The following is a 22,511-nucleotide window of genomic DNA, read 5'->3' on the forward strand; positions in this document are numbered from 1 at the left end:
AGTCTTGTCACTTAGTAACTCCGACCATGTACTACATTGCTTTTTCTATCTTAATCTGCAATTTCTCCCATAAAAAAACTACCCTAGTTACTCTAGAGTAGTTAAAATCTAATCAATTATTGATAATCTTTATTATTAAACATTAAATCTGAAATGCACAATATCTCCATCTTGCATGATGTAATCTTTACCTTCTAAGCGCTGTCTACCTGCTTCTTTAGCACCATTTTCGCCACCATGTTCAACATAATCACTATAACTTGTAACCTCAGCACGGATAAAGCCACGTTCAAAGTCTGTGTGGATAATTCCAGCACATTGTGGCGCTGTCATACCTTGTACGAATGTCCAAGCACGTACCTCTTGTACACCAGCAGTGAAATATGTTGATAAACCTAACAAGTCATAAGTGGTACGAATTAAGCGATCTAAACCTGGTTCTTCAATTCCCAAGTCTTCTAAGAACATCTCTTTATCTTCATCGTCTAATGTTGCAATTTCTTCTTCAATTTTTGCACTGATGACAATAACTTCAGAGTCTTCTTGAGCAGCATAGTCACGAATTGCTTTCACTTTATCGTTTTCTTCATCACCAATTTCGTCTTCACCAACATTAGCAATATATAACATTTTTTTAGATGTTAATAATTGTGCTTGGTTAACCCATTTTTGATCTTCATCATTAAATTCGATACTACGTACTGGTTTACCTTCTTCTAATGTTTCTTTAATTTTAGATAAAATACGTAGTTCCATTTCAGCAGTTTTATCTTTTTGACGAGCCATTTTTTCAATCTTAGGTAAACGTTTTTCTACTGATTCTAAATCGGCTAATACTAATTCCATATTGATAACTTCAATATCGTCTAGAGGATTAACTCGACCAGACACATGCGTCACATTTTCATCGTCAAATGCACGGACAACTTGGCAAATAGCATCAACTTCTCGAATATGTGATAAGAATTTATTACCTAAACCTTCACCTTTTGATGCACCTTTAACAATACCTGCAATATCAGTAAATTCGAATGTTGTTGGAATCGTCTTTTTTGGTTGAACCATTTCTTCTAGTTTTAACAAACGTGAATCCGGTACTTCTACGATTCCTACGTTTGGATCGATTGTTGCGAATGGGTAGTTAGCTGCTAAAGCCCCCGCTTTAGTAATTGCATTAAAAAGTGTAGACTTCCCTACGTTTGGTAAACCTACAATACCTGCTGTTAAAGCCATTAATCATTCTCCTAACTTTCTGTATCTTCATTGGATACTAAAATTTTCTTTAATTTTTTATTAAACGTCTGACGTGGAATCATAATACTACGTTGACAATTTTCACATTTAATCCTAATGTCAGCGCCCATTCTTATGATTTTAAAACGATTTGTTCCACATGCATGTTGTTTTTTCATTTCTACTATATCATTTATTCCGTAATTTGACGTCATGAAATTACCTCCAATGATAATTAGCCACGTTTTTGCTCGTCATATGGAGCAAAAATGGGTTTAGGCATTTTAATATTCTCTCTAACAAATAATCGTTGTACTTCTTTTCTAATAATTCTACCACCTGCTGCACCTTCTCCAGGTATTGTTTCTGCAGAGATTCTGATAGTCACCTTATTATTATCAATAGAATCAATACCTTCTACAACAGGGTCACTCACAAATAAGTAGTATTTACTTCTAAGTGATGTGAATAATTTATTCAATTCTTTCTCAACATGATCTAAATTCTCTTCTATTGAGACCGGTATCGCTACAATCGAAGTTCCGTTAGTAATTGAGAAGTTAGTAATTTCACCCATACTACCGTTTGGAAGAATCGTTAATTCCCCTGAGATAGTATTAATGCGTGTTGATCTAAGTCCAATTGATTTAACTGTTCCTTCAGCAACCGTCGTACCACCGCTATTGATTTTAACATAGTCACCTACATCAAATTGATTTTCAAATATGATAAAGAAGCCAGTAATGATATCTTTAACAATTGTTTGTGCACCGAAACCTACGGCTAAACCAACTACGCCGGCACTCGCTATAATGCCTTCTACACTAATTCCAAATTTACTTAAGATGGTTGTGATAACGATAAACCAGACAATATACTTAACTACATTTTGTACAAGTGAAATTAATGTTTTTGAACGTTTTTTATTACCTTTTCTGCTCTTATTTTGAATTTTGAATGCTTGTTCAATCACTTTGTTTAAAATACTTATTACTATAATTGCTGCAATTATATAAATCAAAATCATGATAATCTTAATAGCCAACGTTTCGTACGTTTCAACTTTTGTAAGTGGCTCTATTAAGGAAGAAAGGATATGTTTGACTTGATTCATTATGCATTTACCTCCTCACTTTAAACTTTTCATAATTAAATCATTATAACTTAAAACCACTTATATTAAATCAGTCTTCAGATTTAAAAACTGATTAATATAGCAAACAACGCTTATTTTCAATATATTTCTATATGCCTTCTACACTTACATCTCATAATTTTGATTCAGTTTTTTTATTAATGACTTAAATTCTTCTTCTGATTTGAATTCAAAAGCAATTTTACCAATATTTTTATGTGTTGATATATCAACTTTAGAACCATATTGTTCTTTAAGTTGTCTTTCTTGCTTTTGAATAAATTTGGGTTTATTTAAAGTTTGTTCATTAACCGAAGTCTTTGGAGCATTTTTTTCTAAATAATCATTGATATAGCTCTCTAAATATCTTACACTCCACGATTCTTTCACAGCTTTTTTCGCTATTGATTTCATTTTCTGTGGAGATTTTAGACCTAGTAATGTGCGACCATGTGCACCTGAAAGCTCACCATCACGTACCATTTTAGCAACGTCTGATGGTAATTTTAATAAACGCAACATATTAGCAATATAAGGACGTGATTTAGAAAGTCTTTCTGCAACCTCTTGTTGTGTTATATTCAAATCTTCCATTAGCTTTTTATAGCTTTCTGCTTCTTCTATAGCATTCAAATCTTCACGTTGTAAATTCTCTATAATGGCTAATTCCATCATATCTTCATCAGACAATTCTTTGATGATTGCAGGAATTTCGGTTAAACCTGCTTTTTTGGATGCTCTAAAGCGTCGCTCTCCTACAACAATATAGTAACCTTGAACAGTTTTTCTTACTACAATCGGTTGCAAAATGCCATGTTGTTTAATTGATTGTGCCAAGTCATTTAGTCTATATTCATCAAATGTTTTTCTCGGTTGATAAGGATTTGCTTTAATTAAGTCTAACGAAACGGAATGTACTTGTTCATCTTTGTTTAATTGCAATCTTTGATCTTCTCGATGAGCCATTTTTTCACATCTTTCTCTATAAATTAATACCGTGATATTAATATAATTTGTATCTCTATTTTATTTTAAAAATTTGCCCCTTTTTTCACAAGTAGAAATCACAAGTTACGACAATTTCTTCAAAAAATTTTATTTTAAAATAACGCTATGATATCAACGATTCTATAAATCTGAATTGCAAGTTTAATCTAAATTTTCAGAAAAGTTGTTGACAAATGATTCTTCTATCTGTAAGCTATGTATTAACAATTACAAAACGAAACATTTTACACACTGTAAAAAGGAAAGTAAAACTTACACTGCTTATACAGAGAATCTTCGTAGCTGAGAGAAGATATTGTAAGAAAGTTTGAAAATGGCCTTGGAGTGTTGATGCCAATATGAGGTGTCAACGGGTTCGCCCGTTATAGCGATACAGTATTAACATTTTGTTAAATGGCGTACTGGAATTAAAGACGCACATTTTATCGTTAATACTCATTTCTTCAATTTCTGAATGAATGAGTTTTTTTATGAACGATATTTTTGTGATTTCTTCATTTTATCAGTGCCTATTACCAAAATGGTGTACTGATAGAGGTTACTTTAGTAATAAAGTAACAAACAAAGGTGGTACCACGAAATCAAAGCTTTCGTCCTTTACATCCGAAAGAATCGGGTTTAAAGGACGGAAGCTTTTTTTAATTTTAAGGAGGGTCTAGTAATGAAGGATACAGAATTAGCACAAATTTCTTTGACTAAAGATCATACAGGAGCTATTGCCAATCCAATATATTTATCAACTGCATATCAACATCCTCAACTAGGTCAGTCAACAGGTTATGACTATACAAGAACGAAGAATCCAACAAGGACAGCTTTTGAAGAATCATTCGCCAAACTAGAGAAAGGTGTAGCATCATTTGCAACTTCAAGTGGCATGGCTGCAATTCAACTTGTATGTAACCTTTTTAAACCTGGTGATGAAGTATTAGTTGCATTTGATTTATATGGTGGCACATTTAGACTATTTGATTTTTACGAACAGCAATACGGAGTGAAATTTAAGTACGTAGATTTCCTAAACTATGAAGAAGTTGAAAATCAAATTACATCACAAACAAAAGCACTGTTCATTGAACCCATTTCTAATCCGCAAATGATTGATATCGATGTGACACCTTATTACGTGCTCAGTAAAAAACATGATTTATTAACTATCATTGATAACACCTTTTTAACACCTTATCTTTCAACACCATTAGAAGAAGGTGCCGATATTGTTTTACATTCGGCTACAAAATATATCGGTGGTCATAATGATGTGCTAGCAGGTGTTGTTACAGTAAAAGACGACAAGTTAGCTGAACAATTGGGACAATTCCACAATATGATAGGCGCTACGCTATCACCGTTGGATAGCTATTTACTACAAAGAGGTCTAAAAACTTTGCATTTACGAATCGATCGTTCACAAGAAAATGCGCAAAAATTAGCAGTTAAATGCCAAGATTTAGAAGCAATTGATGAGGTTTTATATAGCGGTAGAACTGGCATGTTAAGTTTACGACTCAACAAGGCATATAGTGTTCCTAAATTTTTGGAAAATTTAGAAACTTGTATATTTGCTGAGAGTTTAGGTGGTACAGAAACGTTTATTACATTTCCTTACACACAGACTCATGTGGATATGCCCGATGAAGAGAAAGATAAACGAGGTATCGATGAGTTTTTAATTCGCTTATCAATAGGAATCGAAAACTATTCTGATATTGAAGCAGACATTATTCAAGCATTAACGCATTCAAAAGTAGGAGTGATTTCATGAATTTATCAATAGATACTGAAGTAATTTTCGATGAACGTCGAGGAAAGGATTATATCTCAGCCAATCCACCTTTTTATGATTCATCAACATTTCATCAAGACCAACTTGGTGGTAGTCCACTTTACGATTATGCACGTAGTGGTAATCCAAACAGAACAATTTTAGAAGAAAAATTAGCTCATCTAGAAAAAGGTAAATATGGTTTTGCATTTGCATCAGGAATTGCAGCTATTTCTGCAGTTTTACTTACATTGAAATCTGGCGATCATGTCATATTACCTGATGATGTTTATGGAGGCACATTCCGATTAACTGAAGATATTTTAAAAAGATTCAACATTGAATTTACAACTGTAGATGCGACTCAAGCAGAAAATATTAAAAATGCAATTCAATCTAATACGAAATTAATATATGTAGAGACACCTTCTAATCCGTGTTTTAAAGTGACAGATATTCAAGCAGTTGCAAGGATTGCCCAAGCTAACCAATTGTTATTAGCTGTAGATAATACTTTTATGACACCTTTAGGACAATCACCTTTAGCACTTGGTGCAGATATTGTTATTCACAGTGCCACTAAATTTTTAGGTGGGCATAGTGACCTACTAGCAGGTGCAGTTATTACAAATCGTGAAGATGTGGCAGATGCATTATATCTAATTCAAAACGGCACTGGTAACGCCCTATCTACCTATGATAGCTGGGCATTAGCTAAACATCTTAAGACTTTCCCTATTAGATTCAAACAATCTGTAGCGAATGCTGAAAAGCTTGTTTCATTCTTAAGTCAAAGAGATGAAATCGCAGAAGTGTATTACCCAGGAAATAACAAAACACACCTTAAACAAGCTAAAACAGGTGGTGCTGTCATTGGTTTCAGACTAAAAGATGAGACAAAGGCACAAGCATTTGTAGATGCGTTAACTATTCCGTTGGTTTCAGTAAGTTTAGGTGGTGTAGAGACAATTTTATCTCATCCGGCAACGATGTCACATGCAGCGATACCAGAAGACATTAGAAATGCACGTGGTATTACCTTTGGATTATTCCGATTAAGTGTGGGATTAGAAAATCCAGACGAACTTATTGCAGACATCAACTACGCTTTAAAGGAGGCATTTAATGAGTCAATTCCTGAACAAATTACAGAACAACGTTTTAGTAGCTGATGGCGCAATTGGAACCATTTTTTATTCAGAAGGCTTAGATACATGCCCAGAAGCTTATAACTTAACTCACCCGGAAAAGGTCGAACATATTCATCGTTCATATATTGAAGCTGGTGCTGATGTTATACAAACAAATACGTACGGTGCCAATTTTGAAAAGTTAAAAGCCTTTGGTCTAGAACATAAAGTCAAAGAAATTCATAAAGCAGCTGTTCAAATTGCTAAAAAAGCTGCCAATGAAGATACTTTTATTTTAGGAACAGTTGGCGGCTTTAGAGGTGTAAAACAAGATGACCTAAGTCTTTCCTCCATCCAATATCATACTGAACATCAAATAGATACTTTAGTTGATGAAGGTGTAGATGCTTTATTGTTTGAAACCTATTATGACTTAGAAGAATTAAAAGGTATCGTCATTTCAACAAAAAGGAGACATCACATTCCAATAATCGCTCAGTTAACCGCTTCTAACACAAATTATCTTGTAGACGGTACACCAATCAATGATGCATTAAAACAATTAGTTGAATGTGGAGCAGATATTGTAGGACTTAATTGCCATCATGGCCCACATCATATGCAACGCTCATTTTCACATATCGAGTTACCAGATAAAGCATTTCTATCCTGTTATCCGAATGCAAGTTTGTTAGATATTGAAAATAGCGAATTCAAATATAGTGATAACGCACAATATTTTGGTGATGTGGCACAAGAGTTAATCAATGAAGGTGTAAGACTGATTGGTGGTTGTTGTGGTACTACACCTGAACATATTCGATACATTAAAACATCTGTAAAGAATTTGAGACCTGTTACCCATAAAAACGTCATACCAATTAATAAAAAAGTAAATCGCAAAAAGGACTTAAATTTCAAACAATCACTGACTTCCAAAGTCAAACAAGGTCCTACTGTCATTGTAGAACTAGATACACCTAAACATTTAGATACCGATCAGTTCTTCAACAATATTGGCAAGCTTGATGACGCAGATATTGATGCAGTGACATTAGCAGATAATTCCTTAGCAACTGTTCGCGTTAGTAACATTGCTGCAGCAAGTATTATCAAACAACGATTTAATATTGAACCCCTCGTTCATATTACCTGTCGTGATAGAAATCTCATAGGTCTACAATCTCACCTATTAGGTCTCTCACTCATTGGTGTTAATGAAATTTTAGCCATTACAGGTGACCCATCAAAAGTAGGTCATTTGTCTGGCGCAACCAATGTTTATGATGTTAATTCTAAAGGATTAACCCAAATCGCACTTCGCTTTAATCAAGGTATCAACACAGACGGTGATGCGCTGAAGAAACATACGAACTTTAACATCGCTGGTGCATTTGATCCAAATGTAAGAAAACTCGATGGAGCAGTCAAACGTCTTGAGAAGAAAGTAGCAAGTGGCATGAGTTATTTCATCACTCAACCTGTATATAGTAAAGAAAAAATTAAACAAGTATATGAAGCGACAAAGCACTTAAACACACCTTTCTTCATAGGTATTATGCCCATCGCAAGTTATAACAATGCACTATTTTTACACAATGAAGTACCTGGCATCAAAATGTCAGAAGACGTACTTAATCAATTCAAAGCAGTTAAAGATGATAAAGAAAAAACTAAAGAACTTAGTCTTAGACTTTCAAAGGAACTCATCGATACGGTGCATGAATACTTTAATGGATTATACATTATTACACCTTTCCAAAAAGTCGATTATTCACTAGAACTTGCAGCGTATTCAAAATCTATTACCACTCATAAGGAGGCAATATTATGACAACAATTAAAACTTCAAACTTAGGATTCCCAAGATTAGGTAGAAAAAGAGAATGGAAAAAGGCTATCGAGAGCTATTGGGCTCAAAAAATTGATAAAAATGAACTAGATCAAACACTTACTGACTTACACAAAGAAAACCTATTACTACAAAAGAATTATAATCTAGACAGCGTTCCTGTAGGTGACTTCTCTTTATACGACCATATCTTAGATACATCACTACTATTCAATATTATTCCTGAACGTTTCCAAGGACGAGAAGTGAATGATGACTTGTTATTTGATATTGCACGTGGTAATAAACAACACGTCGCAAGTGCATTAATCAAATGGTTTAATACAAATTATCACTATATCGTGCCAGAATGGGATAATGTAGAACCTAAACTAAATCGTAATGTGTTATTAGACCGCTTTAAATATGCACAATCTATTAATGTCAATGCACACCCAGTCATTGTAGGCCCAATTACCTTTGTTAAATTATCAAAAGGTGGTAGCCAATCTTTCGAAGAAAAAGTAAAAACATTACTACCACTTTATAAAGAAGTATTACAATCACTTGTTGATGCAGGTGCAGAATATATTCAAATTGACGAGCCTGTATTAGTTACTGATGAAAGTGAAAATTATGAAAATATTACTAAAGAATCATATGAAGAATTAACTAATACTGGATTAGGCAAACATTTAGTGATTCAAACTTATTTCGAACGTGTGAATCTTAAATTCTTAAGCTCATTACCAGTCGGCGGCTTAGGATTAGACTTCGTTCATGATCATGGATACAACTTAGAGCAAGTTAAAGCTGGTGATTTTGATTCAAGTAAAACATTATACGCAGGTATTATCGATGGACGTAATGTGTGGGCTGCTGATATTGAAGCTAAAAAGTCATTGATTGAAACATTACAACAATATGCTCAAGATATTGTCATTCAACCTTCGTCATCTTTACTACACGTGCCTGTATCATTAGATGATGAAACGTTAGATGAATCTATCGCTGAAGGTTTAAGCTTTGCCACTGAAAAATTAGACGAATTAGATGCTTTACGTCGTCTTTTCAATGATAACGATAGTGCGAAATATGACGACTTAAAATCTCGCTATGAGCGATTCCAAAGTCAATCATTCAAAAACTTAGACTATGATTTTGATAGTGTCCGTACACAACGTCAATCACCATTCTCTGAGCGCAAACAAGCACAATACCAAAGATTAAATTTACCGGATTTACCAACGACAACGATTGGCTCATTCCCTCAAACTAGAGAAGTTAGAAAATATCGTGCAGATTGGAAGAACCAACGTATTTCTGATGAAGCTTACAAAGAATTCTTAGAAAACGAAATTGCACGTTGGATTAAAATTCAAGAAGAAATTGGACTTGATGTGCTCGTACACGGTGAATTCGAACGAAATGACATGGTTGAATTCTTTGGAGAAAAACTACAAGGATTCCTAGTTACTAAGTTTGGTTGGGTTCAATCATATGGTTCTCGTGCTGTTAAACCACCAGTTATATACGGTGATGTTAAATGGACTGAACCATTAACAGTTAAGGAAACTGTCTACGCACAAAGTTTAACTGACAAACCAGTTAAAGGTATGCTAACTGGTCCAGTCACAATTCTTAACTGGTCATTTGAACGCGTTGATATTCCACGTACAACTGTACAAGATCAAATCGCGTTAGCAATTAATGCAGAAGTACTAGCATTAGAAGAAAATGGTATTAAAGTCATTCAAGTAGATGAGCCAGCACTTCGTGAAGGTTTACCATTACGTTCTGAGTACCATGAACAATATCTAAAAGATGCAGTGCATTCATTTAAACTAGCAACATCATCAGTCAAAGATGAAACACAAATTCATACGCATATGTGTTATTCTCAATTTGGTCAAATTATCCATGCGATTCACGATTTAGATGCAGATGTTATTTCAATTGAAACATCTCGTAGCCATGGTGACTTGATTAAAGACTTTGAAGATATTAACTATGACTTAGGTATTGGATTAGGGGTATATGATATCCATAGCCCTCGTATCCCTACAGAAGATGAAATTACTACTGCAATTAATCGTTCTTTACAACAAATTGATCGTTCATTATTCTGGGTAAATCCAGACTGCGGATTAAAAACTCGTAAAGAAGATGAAGTTAAAGAAGCATTAACTGTATTAGTTAACGCTGTTAGAAAGAAACGTGAAGAAAATAATGCTACAACAGCATAAAATAAATTGAGGATGATGCTTATGTCAAATTATCCTTTATGGGATCAATTAAACCAGTTAAAAGAGTCTAAATGGGTCGACTTAACACACACTTTCGACCCTGATATCCCAAGATTCAGTGATTTTGAAAAGGGTGAAGTTTCTACGTTATTCACAGTTCAAGAACATGGTTTTTATGTTCAACGATGGAATATCGTCACACAATATGGTACACATATCGATGCCCCTATTCATTTCGTTGAAAATCAGAGATACCTTGAAGAATTAGATTTAAAGGAATTAGTATTACCACTGATTGTTTTAGACTTTTCACAAGATGTCGCTCAAAACGCTGACTTTATTGTTACACGTGAACATTTAGAACAGTGGGAATCTAATAATGGAACTATCGAACCTGGCACATTTGTAGCTTTACGTACGGATTGGTCAAAACGTTGGCCGGACATTGAATCATTTGAAAACAAAGACGCTGAAGGTCAACAACACCTACCTGGTTGGGGATTAGATGCATTAAAGTTTTTAATTGAAGAACGTCATATCAAATCTATCGGTCATGAAACATTTGATACTGACGCATCTGTAGACATTGCAAAAAATGGTGATATCGTAGGTGAGCGTTATGTTTTAGGCCAAGATACATTCCAAGTCGAACTGTTAACGAACCTAGATCAACTACCTACCCGAGGTGCGGTTATCTATGCGATAAGTCCTAAGCCTAAAGATGCCCCTGGTTTCCCAGTTCGAGCATTTGCAATTAAACCTTAATTTATTAAAAGGACATATGCATAGTGTTGATATTGAAATAAATACAACATGACTTAATCATCTTAATATAGACGAAAACTCTCTAATATATAAATAACTGCAACGGCAGCAACTTGTTTTGAATTACAAGCTTGCCGTTGCAGTTTTTATTTCTCATTTTCTTTTAAAAATTTACTTATACTAAATAGAATAAAAATGGTTACGAAGCCGCTTATAACCATAAGTACCAAAGTAATACCTCCTATAAAAAATTACTATGTAAATTAATCATTTTTCAATGAAGTAGTATCCACTTTGGTTATATTTCCATTTTCATCTAATAATGGTGTAATACCACCACCTGTACTCACCCAAGTAGCAAGATATTGGATGCCTGTTTCTTTATCAGTTAATACATAACAACGCATAGTAGAATCTTTTGAGACCTTTTCTACATCAAAGCGATCATCTGCTTTCTTGTTATTAAACATGTGCAAAGCCCTCCTCAAACATTCTCTAATTATATATTTCACTTAACTATTATCTAAAACATCTTATTACTCAATCATTATTTTCAAATTATTTTATTGTGAATATTAATAATGATTGAGTGGTAAATTTATTGTATAGGGGTGGAGGATATGAGTTCTAACAATATAAATGACAAAAAGACAAATAGTACAAAAATATCCTTTTACTTAAAATTGGTTAGTATAACACTGATTATAATTGGCGTGCTCATTTTTATTCTTCGTATTATATTAGATAGTATTTATGGAGAAGCCCACTTAAAATCAGTAGATAATATTTTTATACTTATTGGTCTATTACTCTCCGTGGGGGCATATACCATTGAGAAAAATTGGAAAGATGTTACTTTTACTAGCATTTTTTTCATCATCTTCATACTACTCACATTCTTTTAAATCAAACGGCACTCTTTAATGAGTGCTTTTTTACTTTTCAAATCAGAATATCGGCTCATTATCGTGTTTTTATAATAAATCGTCCTCCTACATTTATTACAATCGTTTGTAACGTTCAAGCTAATTCAATAATTACAAAACATAAAATTAACATAGCAAACATCAGTAGTTCACGTTTTATTACACTAAGTAATATTGCCAACCCTATTATTACGGTGTTGTTCAGGTGAATTGAATTTCAATTACGAAATCGTAACATTGACCATCATTATCAATTGTTCTGTTAGAGTGTAGCTTATCGTTGTTCGCAACGAAATTTTTAAATAAAAAAACGGTAATGTATGCTGCCTTTCGCTACTTCAATCTATGGTAGACATACAACTTTTGGGAGGACGTTTTATTATGAAAAAAATCGCTACAATTTCAACTCTAACTGCTGGTATTGGCGTGTCATTATTTGGGATAAATGACAATCATGCAGATGCTGCAGAATATAATCATCATCAAGCACCTCAACAACAAGGGCCATTTCACCAACAAAGCCCCAGAGGATTTAATGGACAATTTAGCCATCAAGACAACCAAAATTATAATCAAATGAATGGGCAATGGCATCCACAATTTAATCATCAATCTAGTGGTTATAAACAGCCACAATTTAAACAACAATCATTCAAACAAAATAACAATACAACTACAAGTAATAGTTCAAGTAGCTTAAATTCTTCAAGTTCATCATCTACATCTGGTAACTTATACACTGCTGGACAATGTACATGGTACGTTTACGATAGAGTCGGAGGTAAAATCAGTACTACGTGGGGTAATGCAAACAATTGGGCAAGTGCAGCACAAGCAGATGGCTATACTGTAAATCACACACCTGAAAAAGGCGCTATTTTACAATCATCAGCGGGTAGTTATGGCCATGTTGCTTATATAGAAAGCGTTAGTAGTGATGGTTCAGTAACCGTTTCAGAAATGAACTATTCGGGAGGACCATTTGTAACAGACACTCGTACCATTTCAGCAAGCCAAGCTAAATCTTATAACTATATTCATTTATCATAATTGAGAGATGAAAAGATGTAATAAACACACCCTACTACCTAGTGGGGTGTGTATTTATGTTGTTATTCAACATAATACACATAAAAAAACCTATGTATACTGAACAGGTATACATAGGCTAAAAAAACAAGATTTTTTACCAAACAAACTATGGTGAGTATAACATTAAAATTATAAAATGTATATACGAATTCATTTTATTCTTAAAATAATTTCAATTTTAAATTTAGTGTTCTAAAATTGAAATTTTGCAAACAATATTGTAAAAGTATAACTTACTGAATCATGATTGTCCTATTTCTAAATCGATATTCATTTTTTATAAGTACTTATTCCAATATAAGTATCTATTTATTTTTTATTTAAACTTGATTTTAAACATTATGTTCATATCATTACTTTCATATTTTATTATTTACTTCTACCTTCCAAAAGATGTATGATTTCGAAAAAAACAACGTACAATTTGAAATTGTACGTTGTGATGCATATAAAAAATAATACTTTAATGATTTGCTATGATGCAATTCTAAAAACAATATTCATAATTTGTAACCTCAATCTATTGTTTATACTTTTTTACTAGAATACATAGCATGAACTTCTACTCTCATTGGCATATCCGCTAACAATTCGATGACTTTGTCATGTCCTTCGTCTATAACTGGATTATCAAAATGACGTTTAAATGAAGCATCGTCTTTATAAAATTCAAATGCCCATAATACATCTGGGTCATCAACGGCTCTACACAATACCCAATCTATTGGGCCGTCTGGATCTCCGTTGTAGTGCATCTTATTTGTTAAATTAAATAACTCTTCACCTTTTCCTTCTTTGGCTGTCATCTTTAAAACTGTTCCAGGTTGTAGGGAATCAATCAATAAATCTGAATTTTTTTCGCTTTGCTTACCTGAATATTCTGGATATACTACAACTCTTGTTGGCACATCATCTAAAAGCTCAATAACTTTATCATGACCTTCATCTATAACTGGATTATCGAAATGACGTTTGAATGAGGCATCGTCTCTATAAAATTCGAATGCCCACAAAATATTGGGGTTATGATCATCTTTACACAATATCCAATCTATTGGGCCATCTGGATCTCCGTTGTAGTGCATCTTATTTGTTAGATTAAATAACTCTTCCCCTTTTCCTTCTTTGGCTGTCTTCTTTAAAACTGTTCCAGGTTGTTGAGAATCGATTAATTTATTTGTGTCATCTTATATCCTCCACTATTCGTTTTATTAATTGACAATTTCTAGGTCTCTTTTTCCCCTTACTCTTGATAACGTGTCACCGCTGTCGCAATACCTTGTCCGCCACCAATGCATAATGAGGCAATACCTGATTGCTTTTCTTCGTTTAATTGATGTAAAAGTGTCACTAATATACGTGCACCTGAGGCACCTATAGGATGACCTAAAGCAATGGCACCACCTTTAGTATTAACCTTTTCAGCAGGTAATTGTAATTCTTGATTTACTGCTAAAGCCTGTGATGCAAATGCTTCATTAAGTTCGAAGACATCGATATCTTCAATAGATTGGTTTGTACGTTGTAGTGCTTTTTTCACTGCGTCAACCGGACCAATCCCCATAATAGAAGGATCCACACCACTAGTACCAAAGCCGTCTAAAATAGCGATAGGTTTAATATTTAATTCTTTTGCCTTTTCTTCAGTCATTACTAACATTATTGATGCACCGTCATTAATACCTGACGCATTACCAGCTGTTACTGATCCGCCCTTTTTAAAGGCAGGTCTCAAGTGACTCAATTTATCAGCTGTTGTACCTTTTCTAATACCTTCGTCTTCTGATACGACAATAGGCTCGCCTTTGCGTTGTGGCACCTCGACTGGAACGATTTCCGCATCAAAAGCACCACTATTTTGAGCGGCTTCTGCTTTTTGTTGTGATTGTGCAGCAAATTCATCTTGTGCTTCACGGCTAATACTATATTTTTCAACTAAGTTTTCAGCCGTAATCCCCATATGATAATCATTAAATACATCTGTTAATCCATCTGCTACCATACTATCAACTAACGCTTGGTTACCCATTTTAAACCCGAAGCGTGCATTTTTCATAAGCATCGGTGATTGTGACATACTTTCCATGCCACCTGCTAATACGACGTCATTGTCACCTGCTAAAATAGATTGATACGCTAATTGAATAGATTTTAATCCTGAACCACAGACTTTATTTACTGTAAATGCTGGAACAGATTCAGGTAAACCACCCTTAATTGATGCTATGCGAGCTGGGTTTTGTCCTTGACCTGCTTGTAAAACGTTACCTAATATCACTTCATTAATTTCTTTTGGATCAATTTGAGTTGTTTTTAAAATGTGTTTAATTAAAGTAGCACCTAAATCATAGGCAGGAATATCTTTAAAAGCGCCTCCAAACACGCCAATTGGTGTACGATATGCTTCAGCTAATACGATACGAGACATAAGTTAGCTCATCTCCTTTTAATTTATATAAAGATATACTATGTCAATTTCATTAATGAATAACGCAACTTTTTTCATCACAAACATGCCTAGATGATTAATAAATGGTGATGAAATATAGTTATTAACACGCTTGTTCACTCATTATTCATATTTTACCAAAATTCTATTCAAATTTACCACAAAGACCATAACGAGAAACAGTCATAACTTATTTAAATATGTATATATATAAAACGAAGAGGTTAAGACATAAATTTTTGTGCTCTCGGAAACCGATTAACGGCGTCCGAAAAGCAAGTTTCTGTCCCGACCTCTTCCATACGTTATCTGATATTTACTTTTAGCTTACATTATAAACTATCTCAATATTAAGATTTATAACCAAAATGAGGTATATGTTGCCAACGTTCTTTAAAGTAATGGGCAATCGCTTTTGGCTTACGATCTCGTGTGAAGATACCTTTTTTATTACCTTGAACACGGATAATACCATTTGATGTTTCAAAGTCAGCAAAGTTCCATGTTTGCTCACCGATGAATTGTGGATATTTATCCATAATTTCATGATTGGCTTTATAATAATTCAGTTGATACTCTTCTGTAAACATTTGATCATCAATCGCATGTAGACCTGCAAGCGTATCCGCACCATACTCTGTAAACATGATAGGCTTATTTGGTTGTCGTATCGACCATTCTGCCAACTCATTATCTAATGATTGTTTAGCGCTTTCTAAATCACCTGATTGTGTATACCAACCATAGTATCTATTGAGACAAAGCACATCGACTAAATCTTGAACTTCACATACATCTGGTTGTGCCGTTAAAATAGTCACGATAGTCACTGGGCGATGTTGTGGATCTTTTTCACGTGCTAAATTTACAAATGGCTCAAAGTACGCTTTAGCACCCGCTTCATTAGACGCTGGCTCATTGGCAATTGACCACATGACTACGCATGCATGATTCTTGTCTCTTGCAATCAAGTCTTCGATGACTTCTTGATGAGCTTGATGAGTATCAATTTCTTTCCATGTATCATGTGTCATTGCGCCACCTAAGGTAACCATAAAATTAAGATGTATACCGACACCTGTTGTCTCATCTATCACTACAATACCTTGTTCATCTGCTAAACGCATCATTTCTTCTGAATATGGGTAATGAGAGGTTCTAAATGAATTAGCACCTATCCATTTCATTAAGTTGATGTCCATGACGTTAGCTGATTCGTTTAAGCCTCGACCATTATAATACGTATCTTCATGTTTACCGAAACCTTTGAAATAAAATGGTTTGTCATTAATTAAAAACTGTCCATCCTTCACTTCAACAGATCGAATACCGAAACGTTCTGTATAAACATCTACACACTCATTATCGTTGAGTAATTCTACTTTCATATTGTATAAATAGGCATCTAAAGGTTGCCACAATTTAGGATTTTGAATAGTTACATCGCCTTTAGCGCCTTCGCTTTCGGCTACTGCATGATCATTTTCATCCAGAATCGTGATTTTAACGCTGTCTACTTTTTCGCCACCGTTCACCATCGATACTTCATAATGAACTATACTCTCATCAACCCCTTTTAATTCTGGGTTAATGGCTATATCACTAATAAATGTGTGAGGTGTCGTATAAATTTTCACAGGACGGTGAATACCTGCATAATTAAAGAAGTCAAAATTAGGCTCGTTGATAGGTATGACTGTCCCGTCTTCTCGTGTTTGCTCACTGTAATTACCCACTGGCAATGTGCTATGTGTTAATACATTGTTTACTTTCACAGTTAATCGATGGGTTCCTACTGTTGCAATATCGGAAATATCGGCTTCAAAAGGTAGAAAACCTCCAGAATGGGTAACGACTTCTTGGCCATCGATATACACTGTGGCATGATGTGTTACAGAACCAAATCGTAAGACAATACGTTCCCCGTTAAGATGTTTAGGAATGACAATTGTTCTTTCGTAGACGACCTCACCTACATGACGTCTAATGCTCTGAATCACACCTTGATCATTATACGAACCTGGAACCGCCATCACGTCCTCTGTGTCCAACGGATGACTAACATCTATTGCTTCTTGATGTTGGATTAATTTAAACTTCCATGTTCCTGACAAATCAACTAGCTGTCTTGTTTCAGTTAATATTGGATATAACAAAATGTTTCCCTCCTATCATTAGACACCGGAATATGCGTTAAATCCTCCATCGATTGGTAATACCACACCATTTACAAAACTAGATGCCTGTTCATTTACTAAGAATAATAATGCTCCAATTAATTCTTCCGGTTTACCGAAGCGCTCCATAGGGGTAGCATTGATGATTTTTCTAGAGCGTTCCGTGTAACTTCCGTCTTCGTTCAATAGTAATGCTTCATTCTGTTTTGTTAGTAGAAATCCTGGTGCAATGGCATTAACTCTAATATTTGTTTTAGAGAAATATACACTTAACCATTGTGTAAAGTTACTGATTGCCGCTTTAGCACCACTGTATCCTGGAATTTTAGTTAATGGTGTGAATGCATTCATAGATGAAATATTAATAATTGTAGCTTCATCTTTGTCTAACATATCTGTCGCAAACACTTGAGAAGGAATAAACGTACCTAAGAAGTTTAAATCCATCACAAAACCAACACTCTTTTCATCTAAATCAAAGAATGTCTTACCATCTTGCTCAAGTTCACCTTCAAAACGTTCATCATCTGTTGTGCCTTTAGGAGAGTTTCCACCAGCACCATTGATTAAAATATCTACACTGCCAAATGCATCATTAACTTCTTTTTTAACTCTTTCCATTTCGGCTTTTTTAGTTACATCGCCTAAAAACACACGTGCAGTGCCACCTGCTTTTTCTGTTTTATCTACTAGACCATCTGCGTCTTCACTGATTCCAATCATTGCGACTTTAGCACCACTTTGTGCTAAAGCCATAGACATTGCACTACCAAGTACACCAGTACCTCCAGTAATCACAACGACTTTATTTGATAAATCGACATTGAAAGGCAATTCCATAAATTCCATCTCCCTTTAAAACTATTGTCTACTTTTACTTACTGCTTCATATAAGCCATTTAAATATGTTGCACCTAATGCACGATCATATAATCCATACCCTGGTTTACCAGTTTCGCCCCAAATCATTCGACCATGGTCAGGTCTAATTGGGCCTTCGTATCCAAAGTCATACATAGCTTTTACTACTTCATACATATCGATTGAACCTTTTTCTGATAAATGGGCAGATTCTTGGAATGACTTGTCACCTATTAATTTAACATTACGTGCATGTACAAAATGTACTCGTCCTTTTTCACCAAAGTAACGTAACATTTCAACAAAGTCATTTCGACGATCAGCGCCTAATGATCCAGAACACATTGTTAATCCATTATGCTTGGAATCATATAAGTTAATAAATCGTTCTAAATTATCTTTATTAGTAATGATACGTGGCAGACCAAAGATATTCCAAGGTGGATCGTCCGGATGGATTGCCATCAGAACATCTTCCTCTTCGGCTACTGGAATGACTTTTTGAATAAAGTAGTTTAAGTTTTCCCATAGTTTTTCTTCGTCTACTTGTTTATAATCTTCGAATAATTGATTTAAGTCTTCTTTCGTGTAGCTTGAATCCCAACCTGGAAGTGATAATTCACCACTTAATGGATTCATTTTTTCGACATCATTTTCATCGTAAATTAAACAAGTTGAACCGTCATCTAATCGATAATCTAACTGAGAACGCGTCCAGTCAAACACAGGCATAAAGTTATAACAAACAGTTTTAATACCCGCTTCACCTAAATTACGTAATGTTTGGCAATAGTTTTCAATGTATTGATCCCTTGTTGGTTTACCTAATTTAATATCTTCATGTACAGGTACACTTTCGATTACTGATATTTCCATACCTGCATCTTCAACTTCTTGTTTTAATGCTTTAATTTTATCTAATGGCCAAACTTCACCCACTGGCACATCATAAATCGCAGTAACAATCCCTTTCATCCCTGGGATTTGTTTAATATATTCTAAGCTAATGGGATCATCTTTCCCATACCATCTAAATGACATTTTCATCGTTTAGTCCTCCTTAATGAGCTTGAAATAGTGATATGCATTGTTGTAGCAAATGTTCTCAATCATTTTTTGTAATAAGCGGTCATCGTTCGGAATTTCACCTTTTTCTACTAAATCACCTATAAATGTAGATAAAATGCGTCTAAAGTAATCATGTCTTGAATATGAAATGAAACTTCTTGAATCTGTTAGCATACCTACAAAATGCATAAGTAAACCTTGATCTGCCAATGATGACATTTGTCTTAACATGCCACGTTTCGTATCGTTAAACCACCAACCAGCACCGTGTTGGACTTTACTTTGAATACCTGGTTCAGTTTGGAAATTGGCAATTGTAGATCCAACAATATCGTTATAGATTGGATTTAAATTATATAAAATCGTTTTCGGTAAATGATTTTCTTTTTCCATCATATCTAATGTAGCATTTAAGTGATAAGCAAGATTATTTTGATCTCGAATAGAATCAAATCCAGCATCTCTACCTACTTGTTCAAACATTTTAGTATTATTGTTACGAATCGCACCGAAATGAATTTGCATTACCCAACCACGCTCATAATAAGCTTTACTTAACGCGTTCAACATAAATGTCTGGAATTGGAATTGTTCATGTGTAGATATGTCTTCTTTATTGAGCGCCTTATTATATATTGTTTCAATTTCTTGAGTTGTATAGTTTTCAAAATGGATTTCCTCTAAACCATGGTCAGCTAAACGGCCACCCTTGTCATGGAAATATTGAATACGTTGATTAAGTGCTTCTACAAATTGCGTTGCATTTTCAATGTTGTGCGTTGTTCGTTCTAACTTTTGTACGAATTCAAGAAAAGCAGGTTCGCCTACTTTAAAAACATCGTCAGGTCGGAATGCTGGTAAAACCACCGTTTTGAAATCATCTTGTGCTTTAATCGCATCATGATAAGCTAAATCATCTGTTGGATTGTCAGTAGTACAAATCAAATTGACATTTGAATTACTAATAAGAGATTGAGTTGTAACCTGATGTTCTTTCAAATAATCATTCGCACGATGATATATTTCTTCTGCGTTATCACTAGTAAGTAAATCATCAATATTGAAATACATTTTTAATTCTAATTGTGACCAATGATATAAAGGATTCCCAATAGAATTTTCTAATGCTTCAGCCCATTTTTTGAATTTTTCAAGTGGCTCTGCATCACCAGTAATGTATTTTTCTTCTATACCTTGCGCTCGCATGGCACGCCACTTGTAATGGTCACCACTCAACCATAGTTCAGCGATATTATCGCATTTAACATTATCACTAATTTGTTTAGGATCTAGATGACAGTGATAATCGTAAATTGGCATATCTTTCGCAAAATCGTGATATAAATGTTTAGCTATTTCATTTTCCAACATAAAGTTTTCATTGATAAAAGCCATGTTATCTCCACTCCTCTATAGTTCTTCTCTTAGTGCAAGTTCTTTAACAATTTGTTTGTGTCGTTTGTCTGTTAATGGATACCAAATGAAGAAGACAATCAGTGCGATTAAGCTTGCTACTGCTGGTACAACAAAGAATAAAATTTTAAGTCCTGCAATCGTTCCTGGTGTTTGCTCTACATTTGGCGTGTAACCAATTAATGTTAACGCTAAGCCAGGTACAAATCCTGCAAGTGCTTGAGATACTTTTCTTGTAAAGCTGTAGCTTGAATACGTAATACCTTCAGAACGTAAACCAAATTTCCATTGACCATATTCCACAACGTCGGCAATAAATGCCCAAATAACTGTATTAGGAATAACTAAGAAAAATTGTGCAATTGTATTGATAACTAAAAACATAATGTAGTTTTCACTAAAGAATAAGAAGTTTACACTTTCAAACACGATAAATCCTGCTACACCAATCATTGCAGTTGCTTTTTTGCCCATTTTTTTACTAATTAATGTCGTTGCATATAGAGAGGGTAGTAAGACAACAAAGTTTAATGTACTTACGAGACCTACTAAATTAGGTTTATCTAAAACATATTTAAAATAATACAACTGACAAGATTGAATTAAGAACATAGACATAATTGTTAATAATGTAAAAATAGCCAATGTTGCAAATGCTTCATTCTTCACTAAATTAAAGAATGCTTTTTGGTTCACACCTTTTTCTTTTGGACGTTCAATAACGTGACGTTCTTTAACACCTTTGTAGCAAACTAAGTGGAAGATGACACCAAGTATCGCCATACCAGCAACGACTACTGGATATCCAATAGCATGATTATCAAATTGAGATACCATTGGCACAACCACAATACCTGCTATAAATAATGCACTTTGTGACCCTAAGTTTCTAAATACTGATAATTGTGTTCTATCATCCGCATTCAAAGTCATAGCTGCAGATAATGAACCATACGGAATATTAACTACAGAATACGCTGCGTTAAATAATAAATATGTTGCAAATGCCCAAATGACTTTACCTGTATAACTAAAATCAGGTGCTGTAAATGATAAAACCGTTACAATTGCTAAAGGAACTGTACCGTATAAGATAAACGGTTTAAACTTCCCTTTAGGACCGATATTTCGTCTTGAATCGACGATTGTCCCTACACCTGTATCTACAAAGGCATCAAATATCTTTGCCACTAAAAATACAAGACCACCGTAAAAAGCTGAAATACCAAGAATATCTGTAAAGAACATCATTAAATAAATCTGACCCATATCGAACATCATACCGTTACCTAAGTCACCAAATCCGTATGATAACTTTTCTTTAAAACTTAATGTAGCGTCTTCGATATGATTAAATTTATGCATTTTTCGTTTTTCTCTTTTTTCAACTGTATCTCCCATAATCCCGCCTT

18 protein-coding genes and 1 other annotated feature are annotated in these 22,511 nt (G+C 34.3%); of the genes, 6 read left to right on the plus strand and 12 right to left on the minus strand.

Annotated elements, in window-relative coordinates; genetic code table 11:
• Positions 1-135: 135 nt before the first annotated feature.
• From ychF to EL082_RS11540, 4 genes are all read right to left on the minus strand, one after another.
• Positions 136-1,233, minus strand: a complete 1,098-nt coding sequence (gene ychF, locus EL082_RS11525) for a redox-regulated ATPase YchF (RefSeq protein ID WP_002451524.1) — start codon at positions 1,231-1,233, stop codon at positions 136-138.
• 11 nt (positions 1,234-1,244) lie between these two features.
• Positions 1,245-1,448, minus strand: a complete 204-nt coding sequence (locus EL082_RS11530) for a DUF951 domain-containing protein (protein ID WP_002451525.1) — start codon at positions 1,446-1,448, stop codon at positions 1,245-1,247.
• A 20-nt stretch (positions 1,449-1,468) separates the two neighbouring features.
• The gene (locus EL082_RS11535) at positions 1,469-2,347 is read right to left on the minus strand and encodes a mechanosensitive ion channel family protein (protein ID WP_002466537.1); all 879 of its coding nucleotides are present in this window, start codon (positions 2,345-2,347) and stop codon (positions 1,469-1,471) included.
• A gap of 147 nt (positions 2,348-2,494) precedes the next feature.
• The gene (locus EL082_RS11540; protein ID WP_002466534.1) at positions 2,495-3,334 is read right to left on the minus strand and encodes a ParB/RepB/Spo0J family partition protein; all 840 of its coding nucleotides are present in this window, start codon (positions 3,332-3,334) and stop codon (positions 2,495-2,497) included.
• A gap of 266 nt (positions 3,335-3,600) precedes the next feature.
• Positions 3,601-3,977 (plus strand) — a binding site (T-box leader).
• 60 nt (positions 3,978-4,037) lie between these two features.
• On the opposite strand from EL082_RS11540, the gene EL082_RS11550 reads away from it, so the two are divergent.
• Genes EL082_RS11550 through EL082_RS11570 form a run of 5 tightly spaced genes read left to right on the plus strand, consistent with a single transcriptional unit; the run spans position 4,038 to position 11,113 of the window.
• Complete coding sequence (locus tag EL082_RS11550) at positions 4,038-5,141, plus strand: PLP-dependent transferase (RefSeq protein ID WP_002466535.1); 1,104 nt, start codon at positions 4,038-4,040, stop codon at positions 5,139-5,141.
• Complete coding sequence (metC, locus tag EL082_RS11555) at positions 5,138-6,313, plus strand: cystathionine beta-lyase MetC (protein WP_002466548.1); 1,176 nt, start codon at positions 5,138-5,140, stop codon at positions 6,311-6,313. The genes EL082_RS11550 and metC overlap by 4 nt, the downstream gene beginning before the upstream one ends.
• The gene (locus EL082_RS11560; RefSeq protein WP_049416659.1) at positions 6,267-8,105 is read left to right on the plus strand and encodes a bifunctional homocysteine S-methyltransferase/methylenetetrahydrofolate reductase; all 1,839 of its coding nucleotides are present in this window, start codon (positions 6,267-6,269) and stop codon (positions 8,103-8,105) included. The genes metC and EL082_RS11560 overlap by 47 nt, the downstream gene beginning before the upstream one ends.
• On the plus strand, positions 8,102-10,348 hold the full coding sequence (metE, locus tag EL082_RS11565; protein ID WP_049416657.1) for a 5-methyltetrahydropteroyltriglutamate--homocysteine S-methyltransferase: 2,247 nt from the start codon (positions 8,102-8,104) through the stop codon (positions 10,346-10,348). The genes EL082_RS11560 and metE overlap by 4 nt, the downstream gene beginning before the upstream one ends.
• A 21-nt stretch (positions 10,349-10,369) precedes the next feature.
• Positions 10,370-11,113: a cyclase family protein gene (locus EL082_RS11570; RefSeq protein ID WP_103286123.1), complete on the plus strand. Its 744-nt coding sequence runs from the start codon at positions 10,370-10,372 to the stop codon at positions 11,111-11,113.
• Between the two features lie 263 nt (positions 11,114-11,376).
• Here EL082_RS11570 and EL082_RS11575 read toward each other — a convergent pair whose 3' ends face one another.
• Positions 11,377-11,583 (minus strand): DUF6440 family protein, encoded by a 207-nt coding sequence (locus tag EL082_RS11575; RefSeq protein WP_002466538.1) that lies wholly within the window; start codon positions 11,581-11,583, stop codon positions 11,377-11,379.
• Positions 11,584-12,420: 837 nt separating this feature from the next.
• Here EL082_RS11575 and EL082_RS11585 point away from each other — a divergent pair.
• Positions 12,421-13,089, plus strand: a complete 669-nt coding sequence (locus EL082_RS11585; protein WP_103286121.1) for a CHAP domain-containing protein — start codon at positions 12,421-12,423, stop codon at positions 13,087-13,089.
• 569 nt (positions 13,090-13,658) lie between these two features.
• On the opposite strand, the gene EL082_RS11590 is transcribed toward EL082_RS11585, so the two are convergent.
• The 7 genes from EL082_RS11590 to EL082_RS11620 all read right to left on the minus strand — a co-directional run bounded on the left by EL082_RS11590 (position 13,659) and on the right by EL082_RS11620 (position 22,500).
• Positions 13,659-14,216: a putative quinol monooxygenase gene (locus EL082_RS11590; protein ID WP_232012189.1), complete on the minus strand. Its 558-nt coding sequence runs from the start codon at positions 14,214-14,216 to the stop codon at positions 13,659-13,661.
• A 158-nt stretch (positions 14,217-14,374) separates the two neighbouring features.
• Positions 14,375-15,559 carry an acetyl-CoA C-acetyltransferase gene (locus EL082_RS11595; protein WP_049416649.1) on the minus strand — a complete coding sequence of 395 codons (1,185 nt, stop codon included), beginning with the start codon at positions 15,557-15,559 and terminating at the stop codon, positions 14,375-14,377.
• A 371-nt stretch (positions 15,560-15,930) separates the two neighbouring features.
• Positions 15,931-17,736, minus strand: a complete 1,806-nt coding sequence (gene uidA, locus EL082_RS11600) for a beta-glucuronidase (protein ID WP_049416647.1) — start codon at positions 17,734-17,736, stop codon at positions 15,931-15,933.
• Between the two features lie 18 nt (positions 17,737-17,754).
• The gene (locus tag EL082_RS11605) at positions 17,755-18,597 is read right to left on the minus strand and encodes an SDR family oxidoreductase (RefSeq protein ID WP_103286119.1); all 843 of its coding nucleotides are present in this window, start codon (positions 18,595-18,597) and stop codon (positions 17,755-17,757) included.
• A 21-nt stretch (positions 18,598-18,618) separates the two neighbouring features.
• The gene (uxuA, locus tag EL082_RS11610) at positions 18,619-19,665 is read right to left on the minus strand and encodes a mannonate dehydratase (protein ID WP_002451583.1); all 1,047 of its coding nucleotides are present in this window, start codon (positions 19,663-19,665) and stop codon (positions 18,619-18,621) included.
• Between the two features lie 3 nt (positions 19,666-19,668).
• Positions 19,669-21,081, minus strand: coding sequence for a glucuronate isomerase (uxaC, locus tag EL082_RS11615; RefSeq protein WP_049416644.1), 1,413 nt, complete (start codon positions 21,079-21,081; stop codon positions 19,669-19,671).
• Positions 21,082-21,096: 15 nt separating this feature from the next.
• A complete protein-coding gene (locus EL082_RS11620; RefSeq protein WP_015365410.1) occupies positions 21,097-22,500 on the minus strand; it encodes a glycoside-pentoside-hexuronide (GPH):cation symporter in 1,404 nt (467 codons plus the stop codon).
• Positions 22,501-22,511: the final 11 nt, after the last annotated feature.

This window comes from Staphylococcus warneri, assembly GCF_900636385.1.
Lineage (GTDB): Bacteria > Bacillota > Bacilli > Staphylococcales > Staphylococcaceae > Staphylococcus > Staphylococcus warneri.